The sequence below is a fragment of the Aquicella lusitana genome (assembly GCF_902459475.1).
Taxonomy (GTDB): domain Bacteria; phylum Pseudomonadota; class Gammaproteobacteria; order DSM-16500; family DSM-16500; genus Aquicella; species Aquicella lusitana.
Genome location: NZ_LR699114.1, coordinates 591,540 through 606,633 on the forward strand (window position 1 = coordinate 591,540; position 15,094 = coordinate 606,633).

Annotated in this window: 13 protein-coding genes; 8 read left to right on the top strand and 5 right to left on the bottom strand. The window is 37.6% G+C overall.

Annotation, left to right across the window (positions count from 1 at the left end):
• Positions 1 to 2: 2 nt before the first annotated feature.
• The 4 genes from AQUSIP_RS02770 to AQUSIP_RS02785 form a co-directional block, all read right to left on the bottom strand.
• A complete protein-coding gene (locus AQUSIP_RS02770; protein ID WP_114833625.1) occupies positions 3 to 1,226 on the bottom strand; it encodes a TIGR00180 family glycosyltransferase in 1,224 nt (407 codons plus the stop codon).
• A 2-nt stretch (positions 1,227 to 1,228) separates the two neighbouring features.
• Positions 1,229 to 2,674, bottom strand: a complete 1,446-nt coding sequence (locus AQUSIP_RS02775) for an ABC transporter ATP-binding protein (RefSeq protein WP_114833624.1) — start codon at positions 2,672 to 2,674, stop codon at positions 1,229 to 1,231.
• Positions 2,674 to 3,921 carry a hypothetical protein gene (locus tag AQUSIP_RS02780; protein WP_114833623.1) on the bottom strand — a complete coding sequence of 416 codons (1,248 nt, stop codon included), beginning with the start codon at positions 3,919 to 3,921 and terminating at the stop codon, positions 2,674 to 2,676. Before AQUSIP_RS02780 ends, AQUSIP_RS02775 begins: the two co-directional genes overlap by 1 nt.
• A gap of 359 nt (positions 3,922 to 4,280) precedes the next feature.
• Positions 4,281 to 5,075 carry a class I SAM-dependent methyltransferase gene (locus tag AQUSIP_RS02785; protein WP_114833622.1) on the bottom strand — a complete coding sequence of 265 codons (795 nt, stop codon included), beginning with the start codon at positions 5,073 to 5,075 and terminating at the stop codon, positions 4,281 to 4,283.
• A 169-nt stretch (positions 5,076 to 5,244) separates the two neighbouring features.
• Between AQUSIP_RS02785 and AQUSIP_RS02790 the strand changes: the two genes are divergently transcribed.
• Genes AQUSIP_RS02790 through AQUSIP_RS02810 form a run of 5 tightly spaced genes read left to right on the top strand, consistent with a single transcriptional unit; the run spans position 5,245 to position 8,978 of the window.
• The gene (locus AQUSIP_RS02790) at positions 5,245 to 6,228 is read left to right on the top strand and encodes a class I SAM-dependent methyltransferase (protein WP_170131741.1); all 984 of its coding nucleotides are present in this window, start codon (positions 5,245 to 5,247) and stop codon (positions 6,226 to 6,228) included.
• Complete coding sequence (locus tag AQUSIP_RS02795; protein ID WP_147277458.1) at positions 6,225 to 6,755, top strand: hypothetical protein; 531 nt, start codon at positions 6,225 to 6,227, stop codon at positions 6,753 to 6,755. Before AQUSIP_RS02790 ends, AQUSIP_RS02795 begins: the two co-directional genes overlap by 4 nt.
• On the top strand, positions 6,755 to 7,243 hold the full coding sequence (locus tag AQUSIP_RS02800; RefSeq protein WP_114833619.1) for a hypothetical protein: 489 nt from the start codon (positions 6,755 to 6,757) through the stop codon (positions 7,241 to 7,243). Before AQUSIP_RS02795 ends, AQUSIP_RS02800 begins: the two co-directional genes overlap by 1 nt.
• 17 nt (positions 7,244 to 7,260) lie before the next feature.
• A complete protein-coding gene (locus AQUSIP_RS02805) occupies positions 7,261 to 8,277 on the top strand; it encodes a lysylphosphatidylglycerol synthase transmembrane domain-containing protein (RefSeq protein ID WP_170131740.1) in 1,017 nt (338 codons plus the stop codon).
• Positions 8,274 to 8,978 carry a glycosyltransferase family 2 protein gene (locus AQUSIP_RS02810; protein ID WP_114833617.1) on the top strand — a complete coding sequence of 235 codons (705 nt, stop codon included), beginning with the start codon at positions 8,274 to 8,276 and terminating at the stop codon, positions 8,976 to 8,978. The genes AQUSIP_RS02805 and AQUSIP_RS02810 overlap by 4 nt, the downstream gene beginning before the upstream one ends.
• A 40-nt stretch (positions 8,979 to 9,018) precedes the next feature.
• Here AQUSIP_RS02810 and AQUSIP_RS02815 read toward each other — a convergent pair whose 3' ends face one another.
• Positions 9,019 to 11,346, bottom strand: coding sequence for a hypothetical protein (locus AQUSIP_RS02815; protein WP_114833616.1), 2,328 nt, complete (start codon positions 11,344 to 11,346; stop codon positions 9,019 to 9,021).
• Between the two features lie 648 nt (positions 11,347 to 11,994).
• On the opposite strand from AQUSIP_RS02815, the gene AQUSIP_RS02820 reads away from it, so the two are divergent.
• The 3 genes from AQUSIP_RS02820 to AQUSIP_RS02830 are packed head-to-tail and all read left to right on the top strand — an operon-like array spanning position 11,995 to position 15,087.
• Positions 11,995 to 12,261 carry a glycosyltransferase family 2 protein gene (locus AQUSIP_RS02820; RefSeq protein WP_114833615.1) on the top strand — a complete coding sequence of 89 codons (267 nt, stop codon included), beginning with the start codon at positions 11,995 to 11,997 and terminating at the stop codon, positions 12,259 to 12,261.
• Positions 12,245 to 12,454: a hypothetical protein gene (locus AQUSIP_RS02825; RefSeq protein ID WP_114833614.1), complete on the top strand. Its 210-nt coding sequence runs from the start codon at positions 12,245 to 12,247 to the stop codon at positions 12,452 to 12,454. Before AQUSIP_RS02820 ends, AQUSIP_RS02825 begins: the two co-directional genes overlap by 17 nt.
• 56 nt (positions 12,455 to 12,510) lie before the next feature.
• Positions 12,511 to 15,087: a hypothetical protein gene (locus AQUSIP_RS02830; RefSeq protein ID WP_114833613.1), complete on the top strand. Its 2,577-nt coding sequence runs from the start codon at positions 12,511 to 12,513 to the stop codon at positions 15,085 to 15,087.
• Positions 15,088 to 15,094 lie beyond the last annotated feature (7 nt).

Below are 15,094 nucleotides of genomic sequence, written 5' to 3' on the forward strand. Positions count from 1 at the left end.
TCTCATTGAGGTTGACCCAAATATAAACAAAGTTCCTGATAAGCATGGCCAAAGCTGTCGACACCGGCTAACCATTTTAATTCCCTGGCCAGCGCACATTTCCAATTCGCCTTGGTGTATCGTTGAATCTTTTTATTCAACTTTCTCATATCCCATAAGGAATAATAAGACAATAATATTTTAGGCATCCATTTAATGATGTTTTCAATCGACGCTTCCAGCCAGACTCTGCGTGTGCTTTTCAAATGATTACAAACGTTTTCTGAAAACAGATTTGATTTTTGATAAACATCTGCTGGCCATTTATTCTGAAGTACAGAATGGAAATATTCAGGCGGGCATCCCACTCCAAAATACATAGCATGCGCAATGTCCATGATTTGGAAAAAGGTTTCCTTGGAATATTTTTGCTCAGCCACATGATTTTGATAAAAATTCCATAGTTCTTCACGATAAAGAAGATAATGTTCCATAAATTCTTTAGGATTTTCAGCAAACCAATAGTAGGTTTGCCATTTATCCCGGTTCATATCGGCGGGATCGCAGTGCTGCCGGGCTGCATAAAATATAGGTAAACGATGGCTTTTTCCGATCAGTAAGGCAGAGGTTGCCTGGAAAAGCTCCTGGTAATGAAGACTCGGGTTCTTGCTCACGCCGGAAAAAATATCTAAAGCATTTTTTGTCCGGAAAACACCATAGAATAATGATTCATATTTTTGATAGAGCTTAAAAACGCGTGCTCCAGGATCTTCGGCGCCAATCCCTTTGGTGGCATATTCAATCCTCAGATGGACGTTATTTTGAACTTGATTAAAATTCAGATAAATTCCATCCACACAAACGTAATCCGGATTGCTTTGAAGGGTTGTCAAGGCTTGCAGCAAGCCATCTATAAATACTAAATCATCATCTGCGCAAAAAGCGCAATACGGCGTTTCAACCAGCTTCAGGCCTTCGAAAAGTTTTGCGGCAACGGGTATGGTTGAGGGAAAATTAACATAGCGAGCTTTGTCGCCTAGTGCGGCAACGGCTTGTTCATTCGATGTTTTTGATTGTGTATCGCTTGAATCGAGAATAAGGAAACGGATGGGCGTTTGCTTTGATGCGTAATAGTTCAGTAAACGAGTAAGATAGTGAGGTCTATTATAGGTTGGAATAATCAGGGTAACGTTCTGTAGGTTATTCCATTGTTTTTCTTTTTTATTTACCTGTTTTTTGTTAGGCATTTTTATTCACCATTCGCAACGCTTTGACATTTAAGTTTAATTGAATGCATCGGGATACCTACCAGTCCATGTCTTGCACCGGATGTCACCGAATGAATGGCTAAAGCATTCGGAACAGTATGCAATATTTCAGCTTCGCCTTCCTGGTTAACAAGGGCTGCTAAAATCCTGAAGACATAGTTGCCGGGTGGAAGCAGTGGTAACTGAAAAATGAACTTGACTGAAAATGTGTCTCCCTGATCAACCTCAAAAGGTTGATTACGTGTAATCAGATAAGAATTATCTGAAAAGAGGATCTGGCCGAGCCGATCCAATACCTGGAAGCTAACAACAGGCGAGTTGAGTCTGGATTCAGCCTTCACCTGAACAGTTAGTTTTACTGTCTCACCGCCTATCATTTGAGAAAAGGGTTCTTCTTTTTCATTGGTGAGGGTAACGCTCAAGATGGTTGCTCCCCCTTTATCTTGACTGGCAATGGCGTCAAAAACAGGGATCTTGAGAGTGCTATCCGATATGAGACGGGTTGGATTCGCTGATCTGGCATCCTTGAGATGCTGCGTTTGAGATTGGCTTAATGCCGGTTGCCCAAGGACAATCACGGGCTTTTCATTTTCATTCGAGCCTGCTTGCAAAGATTCATTTTCATTTGAAGAGACGTTTTTTGTGTGGCTAGTATGATCTTTATCCAGATACGCTTTTGCCACTTTGAGTGCTGGGCCAACCGCTTTAATAGTACCTTGCTCAAGCCATACGGCGTTTTGACAAAGGGACAAGACGTCATTTATAGAATGCGAAACGAATAGAAATGTTCCTTTTTTAAGAAAAGCACGGATGAAATTCATACACTTCTGGATGAAAAAAACATCGCCAACGGCTAAAGCTTCATCTGTGATAATAATATCTGCATCCACATGTGCCATGATTGCAAAGCCAAGTCTTGAGATCATGCCGCTGGAATAGGTTTTAACGGGTTGATTAATAAATTCCCCCAGTTCAGCGAATTCAACGATAGACTGATAGCGCTCGTGGATTTTTTTTCTTGTTAAACCTAATAAGGTGGCTTTAATGTAAATATTTTCCTTGCCGGTAAACTCGCCGTTGAAGCCGCTGCCATAATCGAGGATAGCGACTTTGCCATCAATCTCTACATGTCCCGTGGAAGGACGTAAATTACCAGAGATAATTTTAAGCAAAGTGGATTTACCGCTTCCATTTACGCCAACAAAACCCCAGCTTTCTCCTTTGCGAATATCAAGCGAAATGTTGTTTAATGCGTAAAAGTCGCGGTAATTTGGTGATTCCTGTTTTTCATTCCATTCAGATTTGGAAGGCAAAAGAGTTGTTAATAATCCCCTTACGGTAGTAACAAGCCGATCTCGTGGGGAATTCCAGAGCCGGTAGATTTTGGAAACACCATTGACGCGAACAGCAAAATCATCCGAGACCATTAAAAACCCCAATTGCCTATTCTAGCCAAACTTCTAGGTATCATTCTGGTTAACCGCTTAAGGATAGAGGAATGATCCGCGCTGATTTGGCGGGTTTGCATTGTTTCAAGGTAAAAATTCGCAAGCCGGTGGGCATTATTTAAAATGGACAAAGTGGATTTTGCCGCTGCAACTTTTGTTTTTATCGGTGTGGTTTTCAATACATTTTGCAATTCTGCTTTAAATCCGGATTTTTCGACGCCTTTTAAATCGATAGCAACGCCATATCTTTTTAAAAGCCAATAATCAAAAACAACTTCTTCGTTAATTAATACGGGCAAATGTGCATCCAGATAATCGGCAATCCTGCCAGAATAACAGGATTTGACGTATTCCGGCTTAAAATGACTATATCTTTGTCCAAATCCTTCATATCCTCCGGAGATAATTCCAAAATCATATTGAGGAAGTTCATGAATCAGCTGTTCCGCCGGCAAACTGTCATGAATGTGTAAATAGGGGTTATTGCGCTCAAGCTCTAAAAACTGTGCATAATCCCGTTCAAAATTGACGTTTGGATCGAGATGATGATCTTTTCGATAAGACCATGGCGGATAAATATGAAAGTGAATATGCTGGTTTAAGATGAGTTTAACGAGTTCTAAATAGCAGCAATCATACATACCATATGTTTCCAGGCTGATTGTTCCTACAGAAACAATATGGATCTCGTCGCTGGACGTTTTAGGAGTTAAGACCGGACGGTCATTCCAGCAATATTCAGGGAAGAAAATGATTTGGGGTGGAATCTTGAGATGGTCCAATCGTTCTGCGCATTTGACTTGTAAATCTCGCGCGCAGAACCCATCCGCCAATGCTAAAGCCTCTTTGGTAGTGCTATAGCGTTCTGGACAATAATCCATTAACGAGGGGGAAAAGACGTCATTGAGATCAATGACAACGGGTGCAACTTTGTCATGGCAAAATAGCAGAACATAATCGTCAATTGCACCTGAAAATACATGAACAAGCCGCGGAGCCAGCATTTTGGCGTATTTATGGGCTTTTTTGGCAGATTTAACTTCCAAAAAAAAGTCAAAATGGCCATCGGGTTTAAATGGGGTTGAATTATAATAGAGTAAGCCTACCACCCAGCCAAGTGATTTTAAAGCATGAGCCATTTTAATTTCTCTTTGCCGTAGTTGAGAAGTGACAAAGAGTATTGATTTATTAGTTCGCAATTGTTTAGCGGCAGCAAAAAAATCCATTTTATTTCCTGACATAAATGATCATTGTGACATCCAATTCAAACTAACCCCTTTAATTGCACATTCCCTGGAGTATAAAGGATTCATCTCTTAAAATAACGAGACAGCAAGTTGATAACAGTAATGCTTATGTATTACCCCTTGTAAAAATTTGTGTAATAAAATTGCGCTTATAATAAAGTTAACGCTTTGTTTGTGTCAATTAGAATAAGTAGTTTGCCGTATTAAATTAACTAGGTTTACTGCCTGTTTTTTTCTTTACATTTGCAAATTAATTAATGGAGGTTGGACGAACTCTAGATGGTATTCATTTGTCACTTCATGGCGTTTCGATAAAATTATGGTCATTTTAAAGTGAGTTAAAAAACCGGGCGATCGCCTTGCCAGGAAGCTTTAGCCAAAACCGTCCATCCGAAACGAGTATTCAATAAATTAAATTTGAATAACCAATCAAAACAATTCATGACGAATGAGACAAAACTACTGTTGCCTTGTTCTTGTTGTTTTGCATCGTTAAGGATGGACTCGCCTCTTAAAATAAAAGCTAATCGATATAAATTATGAAAAGGAAAGCCAGCACATGCAGTTTTTTCAACTTTATAACCCGCTTGTGTCAACTCATTTTCCAACATCTTGGCAGTGTAGTGTTTTCTATGGCCTACTTGATGGTCAAAGCTAGACATGGGTCCACCTGGTACACTAACCACAAGCGTGGCATTGTTTTGTAAAAATTTACCGGCATTATTTAAAAAGATGACTGGTTCATCCAGGTGTTCAAGTACTTCAGAACAGATAGCGTGCGTAGCCCATTCCCGATGGGGAGCGGGAGGCTCGTATTGCTGAGTGCACAAATCAGCTTGAAAAAAAATCCCTTGAGGCAGGCTTTGTTTAGCAATTTCTAATCCAACAAAGCTATTGTCTGTTCCCTTGAGCTGGATATTGCTATAGCAGTTTGAAAAATACTTTAACAACCTTCCTGTTCCGCAGCCGATATCTATTAGTTTGGCAGGAGACGAGGTTTGATGATTGAGGCCAATTAATCGCTCAAGGCATTTCCAGCGATATCTGACTGCTGGCGTATTGAAATAGATATCTTTGGACAATTCTTGCCAATGACTATCCCAATTATCAGCTTTTGGAGAATTTTCCAGCATATATCGCTCATCCTTAAGTTTAAAACCAAAAATTATAGAAGAATCAGGATGCAATGTATATTTGTTTTGGTTTATTTCAGGTACGAGGATGTTTTGTGGAGGGATACTGGTGAAGAGTCAATTTGTCTGATAATATTTCCACGCAATAAGGACAATGGCAGGCGATAATATGGAAATTGCAGATAATTTGGATATAAGACCAGCCGATTTAACTTTGGTATTTTCTTACCTTAAGCGGCAAGCATGCCCTGGCTGTTTTGCAGCTTCTAGAGAGGGCACTTTAGAAGTGCAATCTGCTCCCGCCGCGGAGGAACTTCCCATCAACCAGCATGGAAAATTCCTTTCTGGTTATACAAACCAACGGGTTTTCTTTTCTTACTTTCGTTGTTCTGCGTGTGAATTACTTTATTGCCCAATTTATTTTACCCAAGAACAGCTGGATAGTTTATACAAAAGCCAGTTAGAAAATATGGCAGAAGTTCCATTACCTGCTCGAGAGCGCACTCAAAAAGCCTATTATCAACTGCTTGAAAAATATCATACGCCCACAGGAGGATATCTTGAAATCGGTGCCGATATTGGCCTTTTTGCCAAATTTGTTTCGATAAGCCCGAAGGTAGATAAATTATTTTTATATGAGCCTAATTGTGAAGTACATGAAATCCTGGCGCATCAGATAGGAAACAAGCCTCACAAAATAATAACTAAAAATTACAGTGCTGCAGATATTGAGCCAGAAACGATCAGCACAGCTGTCATTATTCACGCGCTGGATCACATTTTGGAGCCTCGGCAATTAATGCGGGATATTTACCTTAACTTAAAGCCGGGCGGCGTTGTATTTATCGTCACGCATGACGAATCATCCTTATTGGCACGCCTTTTAGGGAAAAAATGGCCACCATTTACTTTGCAGCATCCCCAACTCTTTAAACCCACGACCATTCAAGCTTTATTAAAAGCCGAAGGATTTGATATTTTAGCTAGTGAAAAAACAGCAAATTATTTTCCACTGACGCATTTTATTAAAGGTGGATTGACTGCAATAGGATTAGATAAAATTCCTGTACCGGCCTTGCCCAAGTTCATTCTCCCTATAAAGCTAGGTAATATAGCTACTATTGCACAAAAGCCGTTGGACGCAATGTCATGATAAATGGAATAGATTTTTCAATGGATTATTCTATTCAAATTACCCTTGTAGCTTGTCTTTTTTTTCCTTTCTTATTAATGATTCTGGCAAGAATACCAAAATTTACTGGAAGAAACGCCGCGCAATTTTTTCTGAGTTTTATTATGACAACATTAGGTTGGATAATCGCATTAGGGTTGCTCATTACGAAAAATAGCAGTGGATTTGGTTGGGCAAGCTTTTTTTTATACGGCGCGTTAATGCTCATATACCTTGAAATTTGGGGGCTGCTATCCCGTGGTTATACTATAGGATTATTACTGACTTTCTATAAGGCAAAAAAATCACTTACCGCGGAAGAATTAGCTAATTTATATCGGGGTGGTCATGGCCTGGATTGGTTGATAAAGCATCGGCTTGCGGGATTAATATCCACAAAATTGATTAAATTACATGACAATAAAGTGACCCTTACCATCAGAGGAAGGATAGTTGCGTTTTTATATAAGTTATCTGTGTTATTTTTAGGTTTGAGGTATTCAGGATAATGGAATTAAATTTAAGTTTAAGCTTAATATGCTTCGGAATTTATTTAATTCTTACACCGCTATTACTTCGTCTAACGAGAAATATTTCACCTTCTATGCTAGTTTGCGGTCATGCCTTGTTGATCTATATTTTCGCGTTGGGCTTGATAGCCATCAAGGGATTATCTATCAATTTTTTTTCCTTTTCTTCCTTTTATTGGTTTTTAACGCTAAGTTTCTTGATGATTTTTGGAGCAATATATAAGTCAATTTCGTTGCGTATGATGTTACATCTGCTTAAAAAACCAGATTACACGGATGAATATAATGAAATTTTAAAGAATTACATAAGAAACCAAAGCTATCAAAACCGTATTGATATCTTAATTGAGAAAGAGTGGATTGAGAAATATGATGATGTTTCTTTTAAATTGACTAAAAATGGCCAGAGATTTGCGCGAAAATTATTAATGATGCAACAACTATTTTACATCAAGGAAAGTGGCTAATCATTAGGAGAAGCAGTTTGAAAATACTAAAATTGCTCATCTGTTTTACTGTCAGTGGCGTTTGCCTACTTCTCATTTTTAGGAAAGTTGACGTAAATGAAGTGTCGCATTTGTTGTCAAATATAAGTTATATATGGTTATTGATAGGTACCATTATTGGTGTATTGAAAATGTGGATGACTGGATTCCGTTGGCGTTATTTGGTTCCACTTCGCAACAGATTGACTGCTATGCATAGCTTTTATTTTTATTCTATTGGCACCATGATTAATATGGTATTACCCTTCAGAATTGGCGATATTTTAAGGGCTAGGCTAATAGCGGAAACTTTAAAAATTCCTAACACAAATGTGCTAGGAACGATTGCCCGAGAACACATTATGGATTTGGTGTTACTCTGTAGTTTATTGTTAGGTTGCTTAACCATCTATTCTTATCGTTTACCTAGTCAGGTCATCTCTACCGTAAATACTTTTCTCACTATTGTCGCTGTTGTATTCGGGGCCGCTTTTTTGCTTAAAAAAAATAATTTTCTAATGGCGAAGTTAAAAAAGTTAAATAGTTTAACGCTGCCTAAGCCACTATTATTTTTTTCCGGAATGCTCACCAATTTTTATTCTGGTTTTTTTCAGCTAGGCGATTTAAAAAATATTACCAAAATGTTCGGCATGTCCGTTTGTATTTGGATTGCGCAAGGATTTTGGATATACACATTGCTTTGTTCATTGGGAATCGCTGGAAGCTACCAATTAGGAGTCGAAGCAACTGTTGCTCTGATGATCATGATGGGGATTGCTGTGATGATTCCAGCTTCGCCAGGGTACATAGGCACTTTTCATTTAATGGTTATTTTAGGTTTGACCCAAATGGGTGTGCCAAAATCCGTATCACTATCGTATGCCATCCTTGCCCATGCTCACGCAGTAGGTGTGGCTGTCTTAATGGGAATATATAGTCTTTGGAAAGGAAATATTAAATTATCATTTTATTTTAATTTAACGGATAAATCTGCGGCAATACAAGAGGTCCTATGACAGATATCAGTTTTATCGTAACTTGCTACAATGAAGAAAAGCATGTTATTGGAGCGATTGAAACAGTTCATAAAGTGGCGACTTTTTTAGGGTTAACACATGAAATTCTTGTTTTTGACGATGCTTCAAAGGATGGCACGTCAGCCGTGGTGAAAGCATATATGCAACAATTTCCTCATGTCCCTGTCCAACTATACCAGAATAAAACAAATAAAGGCGTTGCTTATAATTTTGTTGAGGGTGCTTTTCAAGGTAAAGGCAAATATTGTCGTCTTATATGCGGTGATAATATTGAATCGATTGAGACGCATACAACGATTCTTAAAGCCATAGGTCAAGCGGATATGGTAATACCTTTTTACAGGGTAATAGAAGGACGTACTTTATTGAGGCATCTGATTTCTAAAGGTTTTACTCGGGTAGTTAATTTAATTAGCGGTTTTTCAATTAAATATTATAATGGATGCCCAGTTTTTAAACGCACTGATATTATGCGTTGGCATGTTGAGGCGACCGGGCTTGGTTATCAGGCCGAATTGATTATTCGGTTGTTGAGACAGGGCAAAAGTTATATTGAAGTGGCTGTAGACGGTTTTGATCGTGAAGGATCTGTTTCATTTCGCTTAAGAAATGTTTTATCGGTTTGCCATTCAATAGTTAAAATTTCTCTATCAAGGCTTCGGGTGGCTGTATTGAAATAAACAGTATTGGTTTAAAAATTTGATGCGTCCTATTTTTTAATTACAAACCTATATTGTTCATATCTATGACATCTTGTTGGCGACACTTGCTGTGTCTCCAACGAAATGACCACTCCAAATTGATATCGAGGTTGCCTTTAAAAATAAGCAAAGTGTGAATTAAATTTGCACGCATTATTTTACTATTTTCACTGGAGGGTCCTTTGAGCTTGTAGCAATGTGAAAACTGAATTGGGAGTAAAAGAGTAGAAGTTGCTTTGCTTTTGGCCGTTATATGGATACTTCCTTTTTTAAAGATCATTTTAACTTCACGAGCAGGTATGAAATCAATTTTATCAGGCAACTCAACGTAGGCTGTGGTTTCAAGAAGTTCCGGATCAGCTTTTATTTTTTGATAAAATTCTTCCACATTATGTAAGGGCAAGAGCCGAGTTGGTGAATAATTACCTAGATTAGGTTTGGATAATTCATACAAATAAAGCGTTGCATGTTTACCTGCTTTAAGTTTGTGGCGCAACCTTACGTTTGTATTGGAAACCGGCGCGTCGATGATGATGAAGCGTACTCCCATAGCACGTAAGATATTTATATTTGCTGCGTGTGGAAAGGCGAAGTGCGTTTCGGCAGCATCTCCTGGATTGCTAAGAAATTTTATTATGTAAAATGTTAAGGGACGAGACAGTCCTTGTCCATATTCTGAAAGAGTAGGAATATTCCAAGTCCAAAGGTCTAACAGATCATGACTACTGCCAGTTTCTTTAGCGGCTGCTGTAAGAAATTCCTCAAATTGTCCTGCTTCAACAGCAGTAGTTTTTCTTACCCCTGCTACTTGCCTTAGGCTTCCATTTTTATTTCCATATAGGGTAGCAACTATACCCTTAAAGGACTTACCAGGGTGCAAAGCGGCCTCTTGTTGTAATATGTTAATAATGGGCGTTAATTTATGGCGATTCTCAAGCATAATAGAAGTTTGGGGAATTTTTGCCTCAGTTTTAATTGCTTTTATGGTTTCTCCAGGGTTGGTGTAAAGCACAATCCCAACGAAAGTAATTATGCCAAGGGTGAATAGAAAATAGATTGATAATAAAATTGAGCTGAAAGGGCGTTTTAATCGATAGGTGATTATATTAATTGGCAGAAACAAAATATATAAACTATAGAGTGCGAATAGCGAATACATCATTAAAAAATAACAGACGGGCGCAACAAGAGAAGAAAGAATGCTAAGGCTCATTAGCACAAACATGACCAACAGAGCTGTCCAACAAGCCGCGATGAGAATTCCTACGCGAGCAACTGATAAAGGCATTGTCAGCCACGCGGTGATACCGCCAGCGATTATTGCAATGTTTAACCAAAGAGCACTGACTGAAATTGGCCAGTTGGGGAAGGGCGGACAGTATACTCCCCAAATACAAAGCGTGTTCCACACACCAGCAATATTTTCTTTGTTAAGTGCATTGAAAAAATTATGAAAGTTTATGGATAAAATAGGTTGGTGTACCAAAAATCGCGCTGAATAAGCCTTTGCGCTGGCATAAAATTCCGGTAACCCTAATATAAGCAAGGTACCAATAACTACCAATCCACCGAAACATCGCCAAAGAAATTGTTCTCTTGTTTGCGAAGAGATAACTATGCAACTCAACAAAAGCACTGTTCCTATCATCACACCAGCATTATAAAAAGGCGCAACTACCAAAATCATAGTAATGAGTAATGTCAAAAGCCCTACTAGAAGGAGATTTTTCCAAAACCTTTTTAACTTAGGTAGATTAGATTTGTTTCCGATGTTTAAGCATGTTATTAGGCAGGTATTAGACAATGCTAACGTGTGGCCAAACATAGGCGCTACAGTGAACCATCCCGCAAGGCCAAAATAAAAGTTAAAAGGTGGAAATAGGAGAAGACACGCCCAAATTGAAGCTGCAAAGGAGTGTAGAGGTTTGAAATGAAGCGTAAGCCCCAGTGCAAAAGTTGATAGGATTACCTCTAAAGCGTAAATTGTATAAGATGCAAGTATTTTTATACTCTGAGGCATTCCTGAGAAAAAAACCCACTGTCCCGGATCAAAATACGGATTAATCGTGACTAGCATACTAGTCATCCCTTGTAGGGGATTCATTGAAGTCAAATCGTAAAGGCCAGACCATTCAGCAGTTTTAAGGCTAATCCACAAATTATATTCGCCATCACGATACATATATAAAAGCTGAGGGAAGCGCATCCAACCTGGGATTAGAACTACTAATATAATAATAAATGCAAGCCCAAGTAAAAAAGTGTTTAAAAAAAACCTCCAAGTTATGCCTTCGCTAGATAGGATACGCTTTTTTGCGATTGGCAAATTTATTTTATCTAAATTCATCCATGAAGTCCGTAGTCTGTTGAGTGCAGTGATCAGCTTTATACCATTTTTTTTAGACCCAAAAAAGGCATAAATTTTTATCAAGCTTGTTGAAAGGATTTAAAATTGCTCTAAGATAATTTTAAGAAAAGAGATTCCCATCTGTTTACGCTATCAAGACTGATTTCAGTATCATCCGAGGTTGTGTATGTGAATAGAGATTATTGATATCGATTGTCAATTATTTTTTCAAATATAATATTTTGGTGAATTTTATATCAGCCAGCTTAACTTTAAATGCAAATCCCAAAATCAGAGGAACTTCAAGTTACTAGATATTTATTTAATCTGGCCTAAGTTGGGATTTTTATGCCGTGTTTGATGCTGGTGAATAGCTAGTTAGTCTGATAATATTTCTTCGAAATCAGTGTAATGGCATAAAGGTACATACAGATCTAGCGAATGATTTTTGCTTTTTTTTAGGCGCGATTGCTAATTTTTTTATTCCGCTTTTTTAATTAGGAGATAAAGGCTATTTCAAAATAGTTGAGTACAACAGTCTGCATTAGATAGCGCTAGGATAAACATATTGGCTTGTTAAGAGGGATTGTAGAAAGATTATCAACCGGATAATTTAATGGATAAATCTACAGCGATACAAGAGGTTCTATGACAGATATCAGTTTTATCGCAACTTGCTACAATGAAGAAAAGCATGTCATTGGTGAGATTAAAACGCTTCAAAAAGTAGCGACTATTTTAGAGTTAACACATGAAATTCTTGTTTTTAACGACGCTTCAATGGATGGCACGTCATCCGTAGTTAAAGCATCTATGCAACAATTTTCTCATATTCCTGCCCATGTTTACCAGAATAAAGCAAACAAAGCGTTACCTATAATTTTGTTGAGGACGCTTTATGCGTTGGCATGTTGAAGCGACCGGACTTGATAAGCAGGCCGAGTTGATTATTCGGTTGTTGAGACAGGGCAAAAGTTATATTGAAGTGGCTGTAGACGGTTTTGATCGTGAAGAATCTGTTTTATTTAGCTTAAGAAATGTTTTATCGATTTGCCATTCAATAGTTAAAATTTCGCTATCAAGGCTTCTGGTGGTTGTATTGAAATAAACAGTATAGGATTTAAAAAATTCTATTAGCATAATTAGTCTTATCAGGAAGATATTATGGAGTTAAAAATGATAAAGGTTGTTTCCAAGGGAAATTTGATTATTGCGGCTTCTATATTTTGTTTTTTTCTCATTTTTCTTTTTAGTTGGCTTGTTAATGGAGGTGCATGGGTATGGGGCTTATATTCAGAGGTTGATGGTCAACTTGCCGCATGGCTTTCAAAATTCTTGATTGGGTGGGGAAAGCCCTTTGATATGAGTACCATTAACCCTTTTCAGGGCATGGGATCTATATTTATGCCCATGAACCCATGGTGGAATCCTGGCGCCTTAGTTTTGGGATTTTCCAGCAATACATTAATTAATTTTACTATTTCCTATTCGATTTATTGGGTGGAAATTTTTCTTGCTACCTTTTTTTTGGCAAAGACAATAGGTTTAAATAAAATAGAATCGATTCTTGCCGCAGAGATATATGTTTTATTTTTTTTTCCTCCATTTTCTGCTTATTTTCAAGCCATCCCTTTTTTTTCGCTCGCCCCAATGTATGCGCATTGGATGGCAATTATAAGCGTAATGACAATTGCTTATATCAAATTGGGCGAATATGGAACGTTTTATAATATTTTGCTGGTTTTTTTTCTCGTGGTTGCGAGTTTCTTATTGGCTCTGACAGCGGGGGCTTATTTTATTCCTTATGTTCCTGTATATGCGTTATTGGTTTTTGGATTTTTCCTTTACAAAATCAATCGCCAGCACCTGTTTTGGAAGATAGGAGCAATTTCCTTAGTAGCGTGTCTTTTTTTAATTATGCATGGTTATCATTACTATACAGACACATTTAAATATATCTCCGCTGCTGCTGATATGCCCAATAATAAAATATCATTTTCCATGCCTAAGGCATGGAATAATCACGCACATGTTTTATTTGCCCCGCCAATCTTTTTTATCTATTTTCATGTTGTTGCACTTCTAGGTGGATTGGTTGGGTTATTTTCCCAACATGGTAAATATAGATGGATTGCCGTTAGTTTTCTTTTAATTGCTTTAATCCCGGATGGCGTAGCGTTTGTACTCGAGAATGGTATAGTTTCTGGTGGAAGCATTAGTCAAATCAATAACTATTATTATCTTTGGGCTGCCTATCCTATATACTGTGTTTTTGCAATTATATTCGTATCGTTTTTATGGCGCCAAGTTGTTAGATTGAAATGCGTACTAGTAAGAAATTTTTCAATTAATTTGGCCCAGCCTATTTTCATAAAGAGTTGGAATACTCTTTTTCCTTTTATAATATTATTGATACCACTTATTATACCAGTGTTAGCAATCAAAATTTGGCTTGATACTTTCGCGAATAATTCCGAGTCTCTTAAGGTTCCCAATAAAACACCTATTGTGGACTATCTCGAAAAGCAAACAGCGCTTAAACCAGGCGTGATTTTCAGAGGCACAACGGTTACCTATCTTGCCAGCCAAAATTCTCCATTGAGGCAGCTTTTTGAATCAAGTGATGCAGATCATCACTTTAATCCAAATAAATATATATTAGCACGAGAATTTTTAAATAAGCGATTTGGTAATAGACATATGTTTTCTGATTTGTGGAATTTTAATATTCCTACTCTCGAGGAATATGGGCACTTGATATCCTTACCCATCTATGTTTTTTTTAAAGCTATGTTAGCTGAAAAAGATGATGTTTATAATCGTCATTTTTTAAATGTCTATAAATTGAATTTAAAGGTTCTGAAAGCATTAGGTGTGAGATATATTATCTCTGATAAAGCTTTGCATGGTACCGACCTATCTTTGGTGATGATTCAAAGAATGCAAGGGTCTGCGGCAGCTGCTTACGTAGATTATAATGTCTCCATTTCTGCTAAAAGGGCTTTTGACGAATTACAAAAAAAATACAAGATTAATGATGTCATATCGAGCTCAGTATTCAGAGCAGAATTTAAAAACAAATTGAATAAAATTCACCCTCATATGCAGCAAGAGAATGAAAAAACTGCTACCTATTTAGAATCAGCAATAAATTCTGCATTAGGAGCAAATCAGCAGGCAAATTGGTCATACGCTGATTTGGAAAAAATTAAAAGCTATTTCAATATTGTCATGTTTACGTGGATGGCTAGTCCTCCTTTATATTTATACGAAATTAAAAATGCTAATCTTGGGACTTATAATCCAACCAATATAATTCGAGAAAATTCAGCCAAGGAAATATTTCTCCAGCTGTCAAGGCCAAACTTCTCGTTTGATAAGTCGGTTATTGTTCAAAATGTATTGCCCAAGAATATAGTTAATCAATTGGTTAAAGCAAAAAACTCAGAGATGCGATTTGGACGGAACGTTATACGAGTTAAGGCTGAGAGTGCTGGGTGGTCTTTATTGCTTTTACCTTTACAGTACTCCCATTGTTTCAGCGTTACTGAAGTACAACGTTCGCCCAGCACAGAACCCACCACCCGTTTGATTCGCGCTAATTTGATACATAGTGCCTTATTATTTAAAGGGAAATTGGATGCTAAATTAAATTTTAATTTCGGAATAGGTAGTAATGTTCACTGTAGGCAGCAGGATATCAACGATATGAAGGAGCTTGGAATAATTACAAGTGTTTAGCAATTTC

Coding starts and splice junctions, on each gene's coding strand:
- AQUSIP_RS02785 (WP_114833622.1), bottom strand. CDS start 5,075: ATGCTGGAAAATTCTCCAAAAGCTGATAATTGGGATAGTCATTGGCAA.
- AQUSIP_RS02795 (WP_147277458.1), top strand. CDS start 6,225: ATGATAAATGGAATAGATTTTTCAATGGATTATTCTATTCAAATTACC.
- AQUSIP_RS02830 (WP_114833613.1), top strand. CDS start 12,511: ATGGAGTTAAAAATGATAAAGGTTGTTTCCAAGGGAAATTTGATTATT.
- AQUSIP_RS02815 (WP_114833616.1), bottom strand. CDS start 11,346: ATGAATTTAGATAAAATAAATTTGCCAATCGCAAAAAAGCGTATCCTA.
- AQUSIP_RS02770 (WP_114833625.1), bottom strand. CDS start 1,226: ATGCCTAACAAAAAACAGGTAAATAAAAAAGAAAAACAATGGAATAAC.
- AQUSIP_RS02775 (WP_114833624.1), bottom strand. CDS start 2,674: ATGGTCTCGGATGATTTTGCTGTTCGCGTCAATGGTGTTTCCAAAATC.
- AQUSIP_RS02825 (WP_114833614.1), top strand. CDS start 12,245: ATGCGTTGGCATGTTGAAGCGACCGGACTTGATAAGCAGGCCGAGTTG.
- AQUSIP_RS02800 (WP_114833619.1), top strand. CDS start 6,755: ATGGAATTAAATTTAAGTTTAAGCTTAATATGCTTCGGAATTTATTTA.
- AQUSIP_RS02780 (WP_114833623.1), bottom strand. CDS start 3,921: ATGGATTTTTTTGCTGCCGCTAAACAATTGCGAACTAATAAATCAATA.
- AQUSIP_RS02810 (WP_114833617.1), top strand. CDS start 8,274: ATGACAGATATCAGTTTTATCGTAACTTGCTACAATGAAGAAAAGCAT.
- AQUSIP_RS02820 (WP_114833615.1), top strand. CDS start 11,995: ATGACAGATATCAGTTTTATCGCAACTTGCTACAATGAAGAAAAGCAT.
- AQUSIP_RS02790 (WP_170131741.1), top strand. CDS start 5,245: ATGGAAATTGCAGATAATTTGGATATAAGACCAGCCGATTTAACTTTG.